The organism is Streptomyces spiroverticillatus (assembly GCA_014650415.1).
Taxonomy (GTDB): domain Bacteria; phylum Actinomycetota; class Actinomycetes; order Streptomycetales; family Streptomycetaceae; genus Streptomyces; species Streptomyces spiroverticillatus.
Window position 1 is genome coordinate 199,215 of record BMUX01000007.1, and the last position, 17,665, is coordinate 216,879.

At 73.6% G+C, this 17,665-nt stretch carries 13 protein-coding genes; 8 read left to right on the forward strand and 5 right to left on the reverse strand.

Features of this window, described 5'->3' with window-relative positions; all coding sequences use genetic code 11:
* Window positions 1–87: 87 nt before the first annotated feature.
* From IE269_RS20320 to IE269_RS20335, 4 genes are all read left to right on the forward strand, one after another.
* A complete protein-coding gene (locus IE269_RS20320; RefSeq protein ID WP_189824465.1) occupies window positions 88–993 on the forward strand; it encodes a LysR family transcriptional regulator in 906 nt (301 codons plus the stop codon).
* An 87-nt stretch (window positions 994–1,080) separates the two neighbouring features.
* Window positions 1,081–1,650, forward strand: a complete 570-nt coding sequence (locus IE269_RS20325) for a cysteine dioxygenase family protein (RefSeq protein ID WP_189824466.1) — start codon at window positions 1,081–1,083, stop codon at window positions 1,648–1,650.
* Complete coding sequence (locus tag IE269_RS20330; protein ID WP_189824467.1) at window positions 1,650–2,717, forward strand: YeiH family protein; 1,068 nt, start codon at window positions 1,650–1,652, stop codon at window positions 2,715–2,717. The genes IE269_RS20325 and IE269_RS20330 overlap by 1 nt, the downstream gene beginning before the upstream one ends.
* A 163-nt stretch (window positions 2,718–2,880) precedes the next feature.
* Window positions 2,881–5,565, forward strand: coding sequence for an ATP-binding protein (locus IE269_RS20335; protein WP_189824468.1), 2,685 nt, complete (start codon window positions 2,881–2,883; stop codon window positions 5,563–5,565).
* A gap of 24 nt (window positions 5,566–5,589) precedes the next feature.
* On the opposite strand, the gene IE269_RS20340 is transcribed toward IE269_RS20335, so the two are convergent.
* Window positions 5,590–6,885 carry an MFS transporter gene (locus IE269_RS20340; RefSeq protein WP_189824469.1) on the reverse strand — a complete coding sequence of 432 codons (1,296 nt, stop codon included), beginning with the start codon at window positions 6,883–6,885 and terminating at the stop codon, window positions 5,590–5,592.
* 2 nt (window positions 6,886–6,887) lie between these two features.
* Window positions 6,888–8,084, reverse strand: coding sequence for a GDSL-type esterase/lipase family protein (locus IE269_RS20345; RefSeq protein WP_189824470.1), 1,197 nt, complete (start codon window positions 8,082–8,084; stop codon window positions 6,888–6,890).
* A 116-nt stretch (window positions 8,085–8,200) separates the two neighbouring features.
* Between IE269_RS20345 and IE269_RS20350 the strand changes: the two genes are divergently transcribed.
* The 4 genes from IE269_RS20350 to IE269_RS20365 all read left to right on the forward strand — a co-directional run bounded on the left by IE269_RS20350 (window position 8,201) and on the right by IE269_RS20365 (window position 11,783).
* Window positions 8,201–9,112 (forward strand): TetR/AcrR family transcriptional regulator, encoded by a 912-nt coding sequence (locus IE269_RS20350; RefSeq protein WP_189824471.1) that lies wholly within the window; start codon window positions 8,201–8,203, stop codon window positions 9,110–9,112.
* A 136-nt stretch (window positions 9,113–9,248) separates the two neighbouring features.
* A complete protein-coding gene (locus IE269_RS20355; protein ID WP_189824472.1) occupies window positions 9,249–10,142 on the forward strand; it encodes a beta-keto acid cleavage family enzyme in 894 nt (297 codons plus the stop codon).
* Between the two features lie 73 nt (window positions 10,143–10,215).
* Window positions 10,216–11,205: a 3-hydroxyacyl-CoA dehydrogenase NAD-binding domain-containing protein gene (locus IE269_RS20360; RefSeq protein ID WP_229897994.1), complete on the forward strand. Its 990-nt coding sequence runs from the start codon at window positions 10,216–10,218 to the stop codon at window positions 11,203–11,205.
* A 50-nt stretch (window positions 11,206–11,255) separates the two neighbouring features.
* Window positions 11,256–11,783 carry a thioesterase family protein gene (locus IE269_RS20365; RefSeq protein ID WP_229898035.1) on the forward strand — a complete coding sequence of 176 codons (528 nt, stop codon included), beginning with the start codon at window positions 11,256–11,258 and terminating at the stop codon, window positions 11,781–11,783.
* Here IE269_RS20365 and IE269_RS20370 read toward each other — a convergent pair.
* Genes IE269_RS20370 through IE269_RS20380 form a run of 3 tightly spaced genes read right to left on the reverse strand, consistent with a single transcriptional unit; the run spans window position 11,780 to window position 17,657 of the window.
* Window positions 11,780–13,804, reverse strand: coding sequence for a hypothetical protein (locus IE269_RS20370; RefSeq protein WP_189824474.1), 2,025 nt, complete (start codon window positions 13,802–13,804; stop codon window positions 11,780–11,782). The two genes, IE269_RS20365 and IE269_RS20370, sit on opposite strands and share 4 nt — an antisense overlap.
* Window positions 13,801–15,060, reverse strand: a complete 1,260-nt coding sequence (locus IE269_RS20375; protein ID WP_229897993.1) for a VWA domain-containing protein — start codon at window positions 15,058–15,060, stop codon at window positions 13,801–13,803. Before IE269_RS20375 ends, IE269_RS20370 begins: the two co-directional genes overlap by 4 nt.
* Window positions 15,057–17,657, reverse strand: coding sequence for a DUF5682 family protein (locus tag IE269_RS20380; protein WP_229897991.1), 2,601 nt, complete (start codon window positions 17,655–17,657; stop codon window positions 15,057–15,059). Before IE269_RS20380 ends, IE269_RS20375 begins: the two co-directional genes overlap by 4 nt.
* Window positions 17,658–17,665: the final 8 nt, after the last annotated feature.

The window sequence follows — 17,665 nt, forward strand, 5'->3', positions numbered from 1 at the left end:
CGGGGTGAGCCATTGCCGGGGGAGTCCTCTGCGTACCCCCAAAACCTGCTTATGATCCACGCCCGCACACCCCGCTATGCTGACCCGGTGTTCGATTCGAGGCACATCAAGACCTTTCACGAAGTGGTGCGCACCGGGTCCTACTCGGCCGCCGCGCGGGCCCTGGGCTACACCCAGCCCGCGATCACCCAGCAGATGAAGGCCCTCGAACGGGACGTCGGCACCCCCCTGTTCACCCGCGCCGGACGCGGGCTGCGGCTCACCGAGGCGGGGGAGACGCTGTCCCGGCACGCCGCCGCGATCCTCGACACCATGAGCGCCGCCCAGCAGCAGATGGCCGCGCTGACCCGGCTGCACACGGGACGCGTACGGCTGTGCGCGTTCCCCAGTGCCAATGCCACCCTCGTCCCCGAGACCCTGGCCCGGCTCGCGGCCGGGCACCCCGGGGTGCGGGTCGAGCTGAGCGAGGAGGAGCCGCCGGAGTCCTTGCAGCGGCTGGTGCGCGGGGAGTGCGACATCGCGCTGGCCTTCACGTACCCCGGATCGGAGGAGGAGGTTCCGGACGAGGTGATGGAGGTCCCGCTGCTCGAGGACCAGCTCCTCGTCCTGCTGCCGACCCGCCACCCGCTCACCCGCCGCCGCACCGTCAAGCTCGCCGACCTCGCCGAGGAGCGGTGGATCGCGGGCTGTCTGCGCTGCCGGGTCAACTTCCTCCACGAGTGCGCCGCCCAGGGCTTCGCCCCCGACATCGCGTTCACCACAGACGACAACCTCGTCGTGCAGAGCCTCGTCGCGGAGGGGCTCGGCATCGCGATGATGCCGGGGCTGGTCCTGAACTTCCTGCGCCACGAACAGGTCACCGGACGGGCCCTGGCCCCCGCCTCGAAACGCCAGGTGTCCGCGTACGTCCTCCGGGAGCACCTGCGGATACCGGCGACCGCCCTCGTACTGGACGAGCTGAAGACCGTCGCCGCCCACAAGATCGGCTGCTGAGCGCCGCACGAAACATAAGCGGGATTTGGGGATCTGCGTACGAATCGCTGTTGGACGTGATGGATCGGGCCGCTGCACGCTGCCCGTATGACCACGACTTCGACCGCCTACACGGCCGCGCGCACGACCGCCCGCCTGGACGCCCTCGTCGCTTCCGTACGCGAAGCCGTGGGCCAGGGCCTGCCGCCGGACCTCACCGCCTACCTCGTCGGCGAACGCCTCGCCCCCCACCTGGGCGCGGACGATCTGCTGACGGAGGAGCAGCAGGAGTCCGACCCCAACAGCTACCGCCAGCACCTCCTGCACGCCGAGCACGACGGCAGCTTCTCGATCGTCGCCCTCGTCTGGCTGCCCGGCCAGCAGACCTCCGTCCACGACCACGTCTCCTGGTGCACGACCGGGGTCCACGTCGGTGAGGAGCGCGAGCGCCGCTACCGCCTCGTGCCCGCCACGCAGGACGAAGCCGCCCACCTCGTCGCCACCGACGACGTCGTCAACCCGCAGGGCGCGGTCTGCGGATTCGCCCCGCCCGGCGACATCCACCGGGTCTGGAACGCCTGCACCGACCTGGCGATATCGCTGCACGTCTACGGCGCCGACATCTCCCGCATCGGCTCCAGCGTCCGCCGCGTGTACGAACTCCCGGCCGACCGCTGATGGCGCTGCTGCGGGAACGCCCGACCCGCCACCGCCCGCTCACCGGCACCCCGGCCGCCCCCGGCAAGCTGCCGGGCCTGACCCTGGCCGTGCTCGGCGTGGCCGCCGCCTGGGGCATCCACCGCCTGGTCCCGGCCGTGCCGATGCTGACGGCGGCCGTGGTGCTCGGCATCGTCGTCGCGCACCTCCCCCTGGTCCGTACGACGGTACGAGGAGCGGCGCGCCCCGGACTGACCTTCGCCGGCAAGCGGCTGATGCGGGTCGGCATCGTCCTGCTCGGCCTGAAGCTGAGCCTGGACGACGTCCTCGGCATCGGCTGGGCGACCGTGCTGATGGTCCTCGCCGTGGTCGCCGCGACCTTCTTCGGCACCTGGTGGCTGGGCCGGAAGATGGGTCTCCCGGGCGATCAGCCCCTGCTGATCGCCACCGGCTACTCGATCTGCGGGGCGTCGGCGATCGGCGCGGTCGCCGAGGCCACCGACAGCGACGAACGCGACACCGCCACCTCCGTCGCGCTCGTCACCCTGTGCGGCACCCTCGCCATCGCCGTACTCCCCCTGCTGCACGGACCGTTGGGGCTCACCGACGCGGAGTTCGGCCGCTGGGTCGGGGCGAGCGTGCACGACGTCGGCCAGGTCGTGGCCACCGCGCAGACGGCCGGACCGGGGGCGCTGGGCGAGGCGGTCCTGGTGAAGCTGATGCGGGTGGCGCTGCTGGCGCCGCTGGTCGCGGCGGTGGCGCTCTCGGTGCGCCACCGGCGCAGGGCTGCCCTCGCGGCCCCCGAGGTCCCCGCCACGGGGCAGAAGCGGCCGCCGGTGGTGCCGCTGTTCGTGGTGGGCTTCCTGGCGATGGTGCTCCTGCGCAGCACGGGCTGGGTGCCGGGGATCGGTCTCGACGTGGCCCAGCACGCCCAGGAACTCCTGCTCGCCGCAGCCCTGTTCGGGCTCGGCAGCGCCGTCCACCTGCCGTCGCTGACCCGCACGGGCGGCCGGGTGGCGGGACTGGGGCTGTGCGCGTGGGTCGTGGTGGCCGGGGTGTCGTACGGGGGAGTGCTGCTGACGACGTGAGGGGACGGTGTGCGGGAACGGCGCTCGTGACGGCGGGAGGTGACGGCCCGTCAAGGGCCGTCCGTGCCGGAAGCCGTCCCGGAGGAGGGGAAATTCCGGAGAAGCTGGCCAGTGGCCGACCCGTGGGGATACGCTCGGAATTCCGATGTGACGAGGGGAAGGAATGCCCGTGCCCCGGCCGGAAAACCCAGCGCCCGCCCCGCAGTTGATCGAACGCGACGCGGAACTGGACTCGGCCACGAAGGCCCTCGACGCCCTCTGCGCCACCCCCGCACCCCGCGGCGGAGTCCTCCTCTTCCGCGGCGAGGCAGGCATCGGCAAGACCGCCCTCCTCGCGGAGATCCAGCGCCGCGCCCGCGAGAGGGGCTGCGCCGTCTGGTCGGCGCGCGGCGGCGAGACGGTCGCCTCCGTCGCCTTCCACGTCGTACGCCATCTGCTCCAGCCGGCCCTCGCGGGCGCGAGCGAGACCACGACCCGCGAGCTGCTCGGCGAATGGCACAGCAGCCTCGCCCGCGCGCTGGGCATCCACCCGCCCGGCAGTGACGTCCAGGCCGACCCACTGGGTGTCCGCGACGGCCTCGACGCCCTGATCGACACCCTCGCCGAACGTCACCACCCGCTGGTCCTGGTCGTCGACGACCTCCAGTGGAGCGACCTGGAGACCCTGCGCTGGCTGGTCCCGTTCGCCGCGCGCACCGACGCACCCCCGGTGCTGCTGGTCGCCGCGTACCGGATCAACGAGGCGGACGGCGAGACCGCCACCCTGCTCCGCGAGCTGGACACCACGGTGCGCCGCCGGGGCACCGACGTCCTCCTCGGTCCGCTCTCGCCCCCGGGCACGGCCCTCTTCGCCCGGCGCGTGCTGGGCGAGCACGCCGACGACCCGTTCTGCCGCGAGGTGTGGGCGGTCACCGGCGGCAACCTCTTCGAGACCGTCGCGCTCGTCGCCCGCGCCAAGGCCCAGGAACTCGAACCGGTCGAGCGCACGGCGGGCGAACTGCGCCCCCTGATGGCGACCGAACGCCCCGAGGGGCTGATGGAGCGGCTCAAGGCGAAGGGCGGCCACACCCTCAGCTTCGCGTTCGCCGTCGCCGTCCTGGAGTCCGACGTCTCCCTGAAGCAGGCCGCCAAGGTCGTGAAGATCAGTGTCGGCGAAGCCGTCGAATGCGCCCAGTGGCTGCGCGACGCCCGCATCCTCAAGGGCGAGGACGAACACCTGGAGTTCGTCCACCCGACCATCGCCACGGCCGTCAACGAGGCGGTGCCCACCTGGGTGCGCCTGGCGCGGTACGGCATCGTCGCCGAGGTCCTGCTCGAGGACGGGCGCGGCGCCGCCGCGGCGTCCCGGTACCTCATGGACGTACCGCCCGAGGCCAACGCCGACCTCGTCGAGCAGATGCGCGACGCCCACCGGGAGTACGTCGCGGTCGGCGCGCCCGACGCCGCCCGGCTCTGCCTCGAGCGGGCGCTCCAGGAGCCGCCGCTGCCCACGGTCCGGGCCCAGGTGCTGTACGAACTGGGCAAGCTCATCACCCTCACCACCCCGGCCACCGCCGCCGACTACCTGAAGGAGGCCCTGGACCAGCCGGGCCTCGACGACGAGCAGCAGGCCGACGCCGTGTTCCTGCTGTCGCAGGCGCTCACCCACAACGACCAGGCCGCCGAGGCCGGTCAGATGGTGGCGCAAGTCGCCGAGGCGGCGGCCCCGGGCCTGCTGCGGATGCGGCTGCAGACCATCCAGTTCCTCTGGGAGGGCGTGTACGCCACCGAGTTCGACGGACCCGCCAGGTCCCGCCGGCTCAGGGAGGCCGCCGAAAAGGTCGAGGGCCGCGACACCACCGAGCAGGCCCTGCTGATGCTCCGTGCCTTCGACGCGACCGCCGTCGGCGAGGACGCCCAGACGATCGTGGAGATCGGCGACCGGGCGCTCGTCAACGACAGCCTGCCACCCGGCCTGAACTGGACCGACCAGACCTGGGGCTTCGAGGTGCCCGCCCTCCTCGGCCTCAGCTACGCCTTCGCCGACCGGCTCAACCACGCCGACGCCCTGTTCGCGGACGCCCGGCGGGCGTTCACCGAGGTCGGCTGGAGCGGCGGCCACCTGGCCTTCGCGTACGCGCTGACCGGCTACGTCCAGCGCAGGCGCGGCAATCTGGTGCGCGCCGAGGAGGACCTGCGGGAGAGCGTCCGGCTCGCCGAGCGCATCGGGCACGGACTGCCCATGCACTGGGACGCCGTGTGCATGCTCATCGACACCCTGCTGGCCCGGGGCCGGGTCGACGAGGCCCAGAAGGCCGCCGAGGACTTCGGCGGCTTCCACGCCCCGTACCCCACCACGATCGTCATCCCGGACGCCGCTTCGGTACGGGGCAGGCTGCTGCTCGCCCAGGGCCGCACCAAGGAGGCCGTCGCCGAACTCGAAGCGGCGGGCGAGGCCCTCAAGGCACGCGGCAGGCACAACACGGTGCTCGCACCGTGGGCCCTGGACCTGGCCCGTGCGGTCGCCCCCGACGACCCGGAGCGCGCGGCGGCCCTCGCCCGGTACGCCCGCGAGAAGGCGGAACGCTTCGGCACCAACACCGCGATCGGCGAAGCCATGCGCTGCCAGGCCGAGTTGGCCCAGGGGCAGACCAGGGCGGAACTGCTGCGGCGCGCCGTGGACCTGCTCGGCTCGTCGCCGTGCAAGTACGAGCACGCGGGGGCCCGCATCGAATGGGGCATCGCCACCGGATCGCCCAGCGAACTGGAGAAGGGCCGCGCCATCGCGGTCACCTGCGGCGCTGCCGAACTGATCAAGTCCGCCGACCGGGCCCTGCGCGAGCTGGGCTTCCCGCACAGCGACAAGTGACGCGCCCGGGCCCCCGCGCGGACGCTACTTCTCCAGCTCCTTGTGCGCGTTCTCCGGCAGCCGGAAGAACACCACCGACGACACCAGGCACAACGCCGCGACGTACCACGGGAACAGCCCCGGATTGCCGATCTCCTTGAACAGCGTCCCCATGTACGGCGCGGTCCCGCCGAACATCGCCACCGTCAGCGAGTACGGGAACCCGATCCCCGAGGCGCGCACCTTCGCCGGGAAGATCTCCGCGTTGACCGCCGCCGAGATCGACGTGAACCCCGTCAGCAGCACCATCCCCGCGCAGCTCACCAGCACCAGCGTCCCGAACGACACACCCCCGTCGACCACCCGCAGCAGCGGCACGATCAAGAGCGCGAACCCGAGCCCCGAGAACAGCAGCAGCGGCCTGCGCCCGATCCGGTCCGAGAGCAGCCCGCCCAGCGGCTGGAGCACCGCGAAGAACGCCAGCGAGATCGTCCCCGCGAGCAGCGCGTCCGACTTGTCGAAGCCGCCGTTCAGCTCGGCGTAGGTCGGCAGGTAGGAGGTCCACGTGTAGTACGAGATGGTGCCGCCCGCGGTGATCCCGCAGATCAGCAGCGACTGGCGCGGATACTTCCGCAGCGCGTCGAACAGCCCCGGCCGCTCGGTGCGCTCCGCCGGCGCGTGCGTCTCGTGCGCCCCACGACGAATCCAGAACCCCACGAGGCTCAGCAGCGCCCCGAGGACGAACGGCACCCGCCACCCCCACCCGTCCATCTGCCCGTCGCTCAGGTTCGACACCAGCAGCGCGGCGATCCCGGACGCGGCGAGCTGTCCGGCAGTCGTGGAGACGTACTGGAAACTGGAGAACAGCCCGCGCCGTCCGGGCCCCGCCGACTCCACCAGGAAGGTCGTCGAAGCGGCGAACTCCCCGCCCACGGACAGACCTTGGAGCAGCCGCGCCACCACCAGGACCACCGGCGCGAGCACCCCCACCGACGCGTACGTCGGCGTCAGCCCCACCAGCAGACTGCTGCCGCCCATCAGCAGGATCGTCACCGTCAGCGCGGCCCGCCGCCCGTGCCGGTCCGCGACCGCCCCGAGCAGCAGCCCGCCGACCGGCCGCATGAAGAACCCGACCGCGAACACCGCGAACGTCGACAGCAACGGCACCAGCGGGCTGCCCGCGCTCTTCGGGAAGATCTGCGCCGCGATGAAGGTGGCGAGGAAGGTGTACGCGTACCAGTCGTACCACTCCACGGCGTTGCCGACGGAGGCGGCGAGGAGTTGCCTGAGCGGCTTGCGGACGGGGTTCGGCGGCGCGGCCGGCCTGGTCGTCTCAGTCATGATCAGGACAATTGTCGAATCGGGGGAGCGGCACAAGAGCCTGATGTGAAGGGCGCGTTAAGGAGTGATGCGCCCGGGAGCCCGTCGCCGAGGACCCTGCGCAGTGCGCCGAGGAAGCGCTGGGCGAACACCGGGTGCCCGGTCGGCCCCGGATGCAGCCGGTCCAGGCCCGGCGGCTCCAGCATCAGCGGGACCTCGCGCGGCCCGAACACGTCGAGCCCGTTGATGTGGCGCAGCTCCACGTCGCCGTGCGCGCGCAGGAGGTGGACGACGTCGCGGGTGCGCGCGCGGATCTCCTCGACGGTCATCCCGGTCGGCCCGCGCAGCGTCTCGCGGTCCGGCGCGACGATGGTCGACATCAGGACGAACGGGGTGTCGGGGTGCCGTTCGCGGACCGTACGGACGAAGCCGATGAGCGCGGCGTCGAAGGCGCCCGGACTGTGGCTGCCGAGCGACTGGACGTTGATCCCCACGCAGGCCGTGAGGAGTTCGGCGGGCAGGTCGCGCATCAGACGTGCGGTCATCGGCTGGAGGCAGCAGGCCGCGCCCATCGCCAGCGACGTCAGGTCGAGCCCGGCGCTGCGGGCGACCAGCGCGGGCCAGGCGCGGACCGGCGAGGGGGCCCCGCGCCCCTGGGAGATGGAGCTTCCGTAGTGCACCCAGCGCGGCAGCACGGCGGTGTCGGGGGCGAGCGCCGCGCCCGCGTCCAGGACCAGGGAACGCAACCGGAACTGGCTGTACGTCGGCAGCCACAGCTCCACCGTGACCATCCGCCCCGGCAGGCGCACCGTCCGGAACTGCGCGTCACCGCCGTGGGCCGTCAGCTCGACCGTCTCCACCGGCCGCCCGTCGCAGACCACGTCGAGCCGGGGCTGCTCCTGCACGCCGGTCAGCCGGGGCGCCGGGTCGGCCTGGTAGCGGCAGACCAGCGAACCGCTGTCGGTACGGAACGTCAGCCGCACCCCGGCGGGCATCGCCGCCCGGCCTATGCCGCCCTCGGGCAGATACAGCCTCGCCTCCTCGTGGGGCACCCGCCAGGGGGAGAACCAGGCGCCGCCGGGACCGCGCTGCACGGAGACGGCGCCGCGGAAGCGGAGAGCGGGGTGGTCGCCGGGGACGGTGCCGTTCTCCGTACGGGTCTGCGCAGGGGGCTGCGTATGGGGCTCGGGGGTCGGGGGATCGGGTGTCGCGTCGGTCACTCTTGGGTCCTTCCGCGGGAATCGTGTCTGACTGACTCATCAGTCGGGATCTCAACGCACTGGTTGGAGGTGGCAGGCGTTGAGATTTGCTCAACATGTGCGTACGGTGGCCGACCATGCAGAACGAACCAGCCGACACAGCGGCCGACGACGTGGCGGCCCGGGTCCGGGAGGTCGTCGCGGCCGCCGGAGTCAGCCAGCGGGAGTTCGCCCGGCGGGTCGTGATGGACCCCTCGAAACTGTCCCGCTCGCTGGGCGGCACCCGTCGGTTCACCGCCGCGGAACTGGCCAGGATCGCCGACACGGCCGGAGCCGACGTGGGCTGGCTGATGGGATCGCTGCCGGGCTCGCGCACGCCTGCGGCCGCGCCGGTACGACGTACCCGCGACACCGGCACGACCGCCGCCGCACCGGACGGCGGCCGGCCCCTCCAGATCGTGCGGGAGGCCGTCCGGCTCATCGCCGAACGCGGATTCCACGCGGTACGGGTCGCCGACATCGCCGAGGCCTGCGCCACCAGCACCGCCACCATCCACTACCACTTCCCGGGCCGGGACGACCTGCTCGAAGCCGCCGTCCGCTGGTGCATGGACGAGGACACGGCGCGCCGGGCCGCCCGTACGGCCGAGGCCCACAACGCCGCCGACGAACTGCACCAGCTCATCGAGCTCCAGGTCCCGTACAGCGAGCAGCAGCGCCGCCAGTGGCTCGTCTGGGTCGACCTCTGGGCCCAGGCGGCACGCTCGACCGTCGTGGGCCGGCTGCACGTCGACTACTACCGGCAGTGGCGGGACACCGTCGCCGACGTCGTACGCCGCGGAGTCGCCCAGGGCGCCTTCAGGCCCGGCACCGACCCCGAGGGCGCGGCGCTGCGTCTCACCGCCCTCATCGACGGGCTCGCCGCCCAGGTGCTCGCCTCGACGCCCGGCGCCGTCGGCGGGACGAGCGCCGAGGACATGCACGGCGCACTCCTCGACCACGTGGCCACGACCCTCCTCCACGTCCGGCCCACCCCCTCCCGTGCCTGAGCGGCCGGCTCTCATGCCCGAGTGCCCTCCTCCCGTGCCTGAGCGGCCGGCTCTCATGCCTGAGTGACCCACTCCCCGCTTGATCGGTCCCCTCCTCCGTACGTCCCCAACCACCGCTCCCCGTAAGGAGATTCGCATGACTGTGAACCAGGACGTCATCATCACCTGCGCCCTCACCGGCGCGGGCGACACCGTCCGAAAGAGCCCCCACGTTCCCGTCACCCCCGAGCAGATAGCCACCTCCGCCGTCGAGGCGGCCGAGGCCGGGGCCGCCGTCGTGCACATCCATGTGCGCGACCCCGAGACCGGCGACCCGTCCCGCGACCCGCACCTCTACCGCGAGGTCGTCGAGCGGATCAAGGAGACCGGCACCGACGTCGTCATCAACCTCACCGCCGGCATGGGCGGCGACCTGGTGATCGACCCGGACCAGCCGCTCAAGGACTTCCCGCTGCCCGGCACCGACCTGGTCGGCGGACTCGACCGGCTCCCGCACGTCGAGGACCTCCTCCCCGACATCTGCACCCTCGACTGCGGCTCGCTGAACTTCGGCGACAACCTCTACATCTCCACGCCCGACATGCTGCGCGCGGGCGCCAAGCGCATCCAGGAGCTGGGCGTACGGCCCGAGTTGGAGATCTTCGACACCGGCCAGCTGTGGTTCGCCAAGCAGCTCAAGGACGAGGGGCTGCTCGACGACCCGACCGTCTTCCAGCTCTGCATGGGCATCCCGTGGGGCGCGCCCGCCGACCCCGGCGTCCTCCAGTCGATGGTCAACATGCTGCCCGAGGGCGCCCAGTTCGCCAGCTTCGCGCTCGGCCGGATGCAGATGCCGTGGGTGGCCCAGTCCATCCTGCTCGGCGGGCACGTCCGGGTCGGCCTGGAGGACAACCTCTACCTCGGCAAGGGCAACAAGGCCACCAACGCCCAGCTCGTCGAACGCGCCGTCACCATCACCGAGTCGCTCGGCTCCCGGGTCGCCACCCCCGACGAGGCCCGCGCCAAGCTGGGGCTCAAGCCGCGCGCCTGAGTCCTGAACGCCCGCGCGCCCGCGTTCTGACCACTCGTCAAACCTGCCTGAAGCACGAGGAGTTCCTCCCACCGTGAGTTCCCCCGGCCTGTCTTCCCCCACGCCCCCCTGCGCCCCCGAGGACGTGCGCCGCGTCGCCTGTGTCGGCGCCGGTGTCATCGGCGGCGGCTGGGTCGCCCACTTCCTGGCCCGCGGCTACGACGTCACCGCATGGGACCCGGCCCCCGACGCCGAGCAGAAGCTGCGCCGCCTCGTCGACGCCGCCTGGCCCGCCCTCACCCAGCTCGGGCTCGCCGAGGGTGCCTCCCCGGACCGGCTCACCGTCACCGCGACCCTCCAGGAGGCCGTCGCCGACGCCCAGTTCGTGCAGGAGAGCGCACCCGAGAAGCTCGACCTCAAGCGCGACCTGCTGCGGCAGCTCGACGCCGCCGCCCCCGCCGGTGTCGTCATCGCCTCCTCCACCTCCGGCTACCCCATGACCGACATGCAGACCGAGGCCGCCGACCCCGGCCGCCTCGTCGTCGGCCACCCCTTCAACCCGCCCTACCTCATCCCCCTGGTCGAGGTCGTCGGCGGCGAGCGCACCAGCGCCGACGCCGTCGCCTGGTCGTCCCGCTTCTACGAGGTCGCGGGCAAGTCCGTCATCACCATGGACCGCGAGGTCCCCGGCTTCATCGCCAACCGCCTCCAGGAAGCCCTGTGGCGCGAGGCCCTGCACATGGTCGCCAACGGCGAGGCCACCGTCCGCGAGATCGACGACTCGATCACCGAGGGACCCGGCCTGCGCTGGGCGTTCATGGGCCCCATGCTCACCTTCGCGCTCGCGGGCGGCGAGGGCGGCATGGCCCACATGCTCGACCACTTCGGCCCGTCCCTGAAGTCCCCGTGGACCCGCCTCGAAGCCCCCGAACTCGACAAGAAGCTGTACGACGCCGTGGTCGCCGGATGCGACGACGCGGCCGACGGCCGCACCATCGCGGACCTCGTCGCCGAACGCGACCAGGGCGTCATCGACGTCCTGCGCGCCACCGGCCGCCTCCGCACTCAGGGGGAGGCCAAGTGAGCGGCGAAGCACGCGTGGGGGACCGCCAGGACGTCACCGACACCGCCGAACTGAACGGCGCCGTCGACTGCCTGCCGCTCGTCCACCACACGGTCCGCCCCGAGTGGATCGACTACAACGGCCACATGAGCGAGGCCTTCTACGTCCTCGTCTTCGGGTACGCCACCGACGCCATGATGATCGAGACCGGGCTGCACGCGGGCTACCGCGAGTCCACCGGCTGCTCCCTCTACACCGTCGAGGCGCACATCCGCTACCTCAGCGACGTGCCCGAGGGCGCCCGCCTCGCCGTTCGCACCCGGGTGCTGGGCGTCGACGCGAAGAAGCTGCGCTTCACCCACGAGCTGTTCGTCGTGGACACCGAGGTGTCGGGGGAGACGCCCACCACCCTGCCGACCGAGGCCCGGCCGGTGGCCACCACCGAACTCCTCGCCCTGCACGTCGACCAGGCGGCGGGCCGCGCCACCGGCTTCCCGGAGATCATCCGCGAACGACTGGCCGGTCTGCGTGAGGACGCCCCGTCCTGGGCGGGCCGCGCCATCGTGGAGGTGCCGTCGGCGGCGGCAGCCCCGGCCTAGGAACCGTGCCCCTGGTGCAGTTCGGCGGTCACCAGCAGGCGTATCTGCGCGTCCACCCAGGCGTCGCGCACCGCCGCGACTCCCTGGGGGAGCGCCGAGGGAATCGCCCGCACCAGAGCGGCGGCCCGGTCGAGCCCGCACCGGGCGAGCCGGGCCGCCGCGTCGTCGAGCTCGCCCAGCACGGAGGGCGGTGGGTTCCGCAGCCCGTGGTGCGCGGCCTCGGCGAGCGCCGCGAGCGCCCCGCCGACCGCTTCGGTCAGTTCGTCGTCCGTACGGCTGCCGGCCGCTCCGTCCGCCGACAGTCGAACGGAGCCGGGGGCGGCCGGTGAGAGGTCGGGCACCCGCACCCCGCCCGGCGTCAGCACGGCGAGCGGGGTGATCCGTATGCGCCCCCCTGCGCGGGACAGCGCCCCGCTCACGTACCGCGTGCCGCCGTCCCCGTTCAGCGCGTCGGCCAGGACGTCCAGTGCGTCCGGGCACAGGGGGTCGTACCCGGCGCCCAGCAGGGCCCCGTTCCCCGCGGCGTCCCGCACCTCGGCCGTCAGCCGCTGCTCGGCGGGGTCGTACGACACCGGGCCGACCCACGACAGCTCCACCACCCGCACGGCCTCCGCCGCCACGCGTGGCCGCAGCAGCCGGGGCGGCCGCCGGTCCCAGTCGACGGCGTGCGCCACCAGGTCCCGTACCAGGAGGGAATCCGGCAGCGAGGTCCAGGCCGAACCCGCCGGGACGACCGTCGTCGTGGCGACCCTGCTGCGGCCGAGCAGCAGCGCCCGGCTCGCGGTGCGGCGGGCGTTCTCGCTGATCAGGCTGCCCGAGGCGAGCGCCCGCAGCGTCGTGCCCAGCACCCGGCGCGACGCCACGCCCGGACCGCCGGGCGGGGCGTCCCCGGTGCCGTCCGCCGCCGTCCACTCCTTGCGCAGCACCAGCACGACACCCGCGTCGGGGTGCGCGAAGAACACCTCCGCGTACGTCGTCGGGCCCGACCCGCTCACCCGGCAGCCCAGCGAGACCAGCCGCACCCGGCGCAGCGCGGTCTCCCCGGCCTCCCGCACGCCCAGTACGTCGGCGTGCGCGCCGGGGTCGACGGCGGCGACCCGGTGCCGGGCGTACAACTCGCCCACCAGTGAGGCCAGTTCCTCGGCGCGGTGGGCGGCGCTGCGCTCCCCGTACGCCTCGACCTGTACGGCGAGGTCCGCGACCACTCCCGCCGGCCAGTGCAGCCCGGCCGCGGAGAGGGCGGCGGCGCTCTGCCGGAGGGTGCCGCCGAGGAGCGGGCCCGCGTGCGGGACACCGTCGGCGAGGAGGCCGTTGACCGTGGTGACCGCGCGGTCCAGGGCGGTGAGCGCGGTGCCGGAGGGGTGAGGGCTGCCGCCCACCTCCAGGCGGGTTGCTGCCCGGAGGGTCTCCTGCGCGTCGGCCGCCCGGAAGGCCCAGACGGCCAGGGCCAGCATCTCGCCGCGCAGTGCGGGGGAGGCGTCGGTGAGCGCGTACCCGATCTCGCCGGGCACCGGGAACCGTACGGTGCAGGTGGGCAGTTCGACCCACGGTTCCGGTGCGGTGGACGTGCCCGGATGCACTTCCGCCGTGTACCCGCGCAGGAAGGTGCGCCGGGCACTCGCCAGTGAACGCGCGCCGACGGCGACGCGCAGGGCCTCGTCGTCGAAGCCGCCGGGCGACCAGGGGGCGGCCGACCCGGGCGCCTCGGCGTGCGGTGGGTCCGCCGCCTCCGTGGCCGTTCGCTGGTAGGCGAGGACCAGGCCGACGAGATGGCGGCACACCCCCGGCGCCGCGCACGTGCAGTGCCCGGGGTCCAGGCCCGCACCGGGCGGTAGCTCCGACTCCGTACCGTCCTCGAACACCGCCCGTACGCGACCGTCCTCCGCGACCGAGACGACCGGCCCCGCTCCCGCGTCCAGGTCCTTCGCCGCACGCTTGACCAGGCCCCGGTTGGCGAGCGAGGCGAGGGTGTCGGGGGAGAGGGCCAGCAGGTCCGCCCGCGCGACGGCTTCCGTGGTCATCCCGCCAGCCTCTCCGCGACGAACGAGGCCAACTGCCCCGGTGTCATCGCCCCCATGTGCGCGCCCGCGTTCGCGAGCCGCTGTCCCAGTGCACGGTCGTACGCCGGGTTCGCGTCCTCGTCGAGGGCGGCCAGCCCGAGCACGGTCGTGCCCTGCCCGACCAGACCGCGCACGGTGCGCACCAGGCGGTACGGGTCGCCGCCCTCGTAGAAGTCGCTCACGACGGCGAAGACGCACCGGCGCGGGTTCTCGATCAGGCCCGCGCCGTAGTCGACGGCCCGTGCGATGTCGGTGCCGCCGCCGAGCTGTACCCGCATCAGCAGCTCCACCGGGTCCGTGACGTCGCTGGTCAGGTCCACCACGGAAGTGTCGAAGGCGACCAGATGGGTCTTCAGCCCCGGCAGCCCCCACAGGCAGGCGGCGGTCACCGCCGAGTGGATCACCGAGCCCGCCATCGACCCGGACTGGTCGACCAGCAGCACGAGTTGCCACTGGTCCAGATGGCGTGCCGTACGGGAGTGGAAGTGCGGCCTCTCGATCAGCAGCCGCTTCTCGTCCGGCCGGTAGTGCGCCAGATTGGCCCGGACGGTGGCCCGGAAGTCGAAATTCCGGGCCACATGGCGGTTGCTGGGGCGGCGGGAGCGGGTGCCGTGGAAGGCACGGCGGACCTCCGGCCGTAGCCGCTCCATCAGCTGCCGGACCACCTCCGCGACGATGCGCCGGGCGAGCCGCAGGACCTCGGGGTTCATCAGGTGCTTGGTGCGCAGGACGGCCTTGAGCAGGGTGGCACTGGGCTCCACCCGCTCCAGGACGGCCGGGTCGGTGACGATCTCCTCGATCCCGTACCGCTCCACGGCATCCCGCTCCAGGCGCTCGACGGTCTCCTTCGGGAACAGCCGGTGCACCTCGTCGAGCCAGTCGACGGCGGTGACCGACGAGGGGCCGTCCCCCGCCCCGCGATCGCCGGACGTGCCGTCCGCGGCACCCTTCGTCCGCCGCACCCCGCGCCGGGCCAGCTCCGGGTCCCGGCCGTACAGCCACTCCAGCGCGGCATCCCGGGCCAGGCCCTGCCCGCCCAGACCGCCCGTGCTCCGCTCGGCGGGCTCGCCCAGGATCAACCGCCACCGCTCCAGCCCGGCATCCCCGTCGCCCCTGTGGGGCCCGTGCGCCGCCGGCCCGCCCTGCATGCCGGCGCCCGCAGGGTCGTCTGTTCCCCTGTGGCGGTGGGCGGTTGCGCCCGGCGCGTAGTCGTTCATTCCGGCGCCCCCTCATGGGCCGTGCGGTCGGTCCGGGGCCGGGCCGCGTCCAGCCTGTGTCGTACGAGCAGATCGTCCACGGACCTCTCCAGCGTGCGGCCCCGGGCCACCACCAGGGGGTCGGCGCCCGTGCGCAGCAAGGAGCGTGCGGAGCCCCGCAGGCTGCGCCGCTCCAGCAACTGCCGGGCGATGCGCTCGCGTTCCCGGGGCGGGAAGAGCGCGAAGGCCTGGCGCAGCGACGGCAACGCCACCAGGAACTCCTCGTCGGACATGGCCCCGACGAGCGAGTCCAGCACACCGACCAGCGACCCGCCGCCCGCCGGGCCCACGGCCCGTGCCACCTGGTCGCGCGCCACCGCGAACAGCCCCGCCAGCCAGTCCCCGAGGAACTCCCCGCCCCGGCCCAGGGCAAGCACCTCGTCGGCCGCCGCGCGTGACACGGAAGGGGCTCCCGGCTCGTCCCCCGTCCCGGTGCGCGCATCCTCGGGTACGCCGCCGAGGGTGCACCCGGTCGCCGCCGCGGCGGGTGCCGCATGCGCGTCTGCCGTCGCGCCCGTGTCCGGCGCTACGCCTGTGCCTGCCGTCGCGTTCGCGTCCGGTGTCGCACCCGGGGCCGCCGTCGATGCCGCCCCGACCCCGGTTGCTCCCGCCTCCGGCGCCCTGTCGTTCCCGTGCGGCATCCTGCCGTCCCCGGGCTGCGCCAGCGTCCGGTGCAGGGCGAAGGCCGCCCCGCGCAGGTCGGCCGGGGCCTCCTCGTCCCGTGAGATGCGGTGCGCCGCAGCCGCCACCGCCTCCCGGGGCACCGGCACCAACTCCGGCGCATAGGCACACGCGTCCCGCAGGGCCACCACAGCGCGCAGCCGTCCCAGGTCCACCCCCGGAGCCCCGCGCAGCCCCTCCAGCAGCCACAGCCCCCGCAGCGCCGCACCGCTCACCACCGCGCCCAGCAGCCGCCCGCGCGCCGCCCCGAACACCCGGTCGTGCCGCCACAGTCCCAGAGCCGTCGCCAGTACCTCGCCCAGCGCGCCCGGGTCCTTCAACTCCGCCACGCCCGAAGCGAGTTCGGACAGGAGTCGGTCCGACACCGCGTCCACCCCGCACAGCACCGCGTCGAACAGGGCACCGGCCAGGCCTTCCCGGCCCGCGTCCCGGGCCCGCTCGGTGAGCGCGGCGGCGGCCGCCTCGTCGAGCCGTGCCCCGTACGACCCGGCCTCGACCAGCGCGGCGTCCCGGCCCGTGCGGTCCGCCGGCTCCCAGCGCTCGGTGAACACCGGGTCCGCCCCGTGCTCCGGGCCCGCGACCCGCTCGTGCCCCGGTACGCCGAGTACCCGCAACCGGTGCAGCACCCGGCTGCGCTCCAGGCCCCGGCCGGAGCCCAGGTCCAGCGTCAGCGGCCGGTCGGAACGGATCCCCAGGACGGCCAGAAGTGCCGCCACCTCGTGCACCAGGGGAGGTGCGGGAGTGTCCGGATGCAGCCGTCCCACCCGGTCGCCGCTGCACGCGGCCACCATCTCGACCACCACCGGGTGCGTCCCCACGGCGAGTTCGCCCCGCCCGGTCCAGGGCAGCGGAACGTCCAGGTCGTCGGTGATCAGCGCACTGGCCAGCCCGTCCAGCACGTCGGTCCTGGCCGGACGGGAGTGACCGCGCAGCAGGGTCAGGCCCTCGGTGAGGGCTCGGGCCGCCACGAGGTCGGCCGTGGACACCGGGTGCCCACGGGCGCGCAGCCGCCCGGTAACCGCCCGCACCAGAGCATCGGCCGCCTCCTCGGGGCCGCGCTCCCACACCTGCTCGTAGTAGCCCGGCGACGGCATCCCCGACTGGTACCCGGCGAAGGCGTCCAACTGCCGGTAGGAGTACGGCACCAGATAACTCCCGGCCAACGCCCCCACCCCGGGCACGGGAACCTCCGGCCACCCGTCCGTCACCGTCCCGCCCGGCGCCCCCGCATCCGCCCCCGCCAACCCCCTCAGCGCAGGCGTGTGGAAGCCGCCCGTCACTACCAGCACCGGGCGTCCGCCCGCCGCCCGGACCGCCGCCCGGACCCAGGACGCCATGTACGCCTCGCGTGCCACGTCACCCGGTTCGGCCTCCGCGTCGCCGCGCACCAGGTCGAAGTACGCGTCGAGCCGCTCCCCCAGCCCGTCCGCCGGCTCCACCTCGAACAGCCGGTCCCAGAGCGCGTCCACGGAGTCCACCGCGAACCGCTCGCACAGCCGCTCCGTCGCCCGCGCGTACCGCAGCTCCGCTTCCGCGTACCGGTTGGTGCGTTCGGCGAACGCCGGGTGCCAGGCCGGGAGGTCGATGAAGGAGACCTCCGCCCCGGCCGCCCGGCCCGCCGTGAGCGCCACCCACTCCGGGGAGTACGCGCACAGCGGCGTCCACGAGGTCGCCGCCCGGTCCGCGTCCCGGTAGTGGCTGAAGACCGCCACCGGCAGATCGTGGCCGAGGAGCAGTTCGTCCAGCCGCCCGTTCATGTCCGCCGGGCCCTCGACCAGGACGTACGCCGGACGCAGTTCCGCGATCGTGTCGGCCACCAGCCGCGCGCAGGCGGGGGAGTGGTGCCGCACTCCCAGGAACCTCACCCTCCCGCCCATCGCGCTCA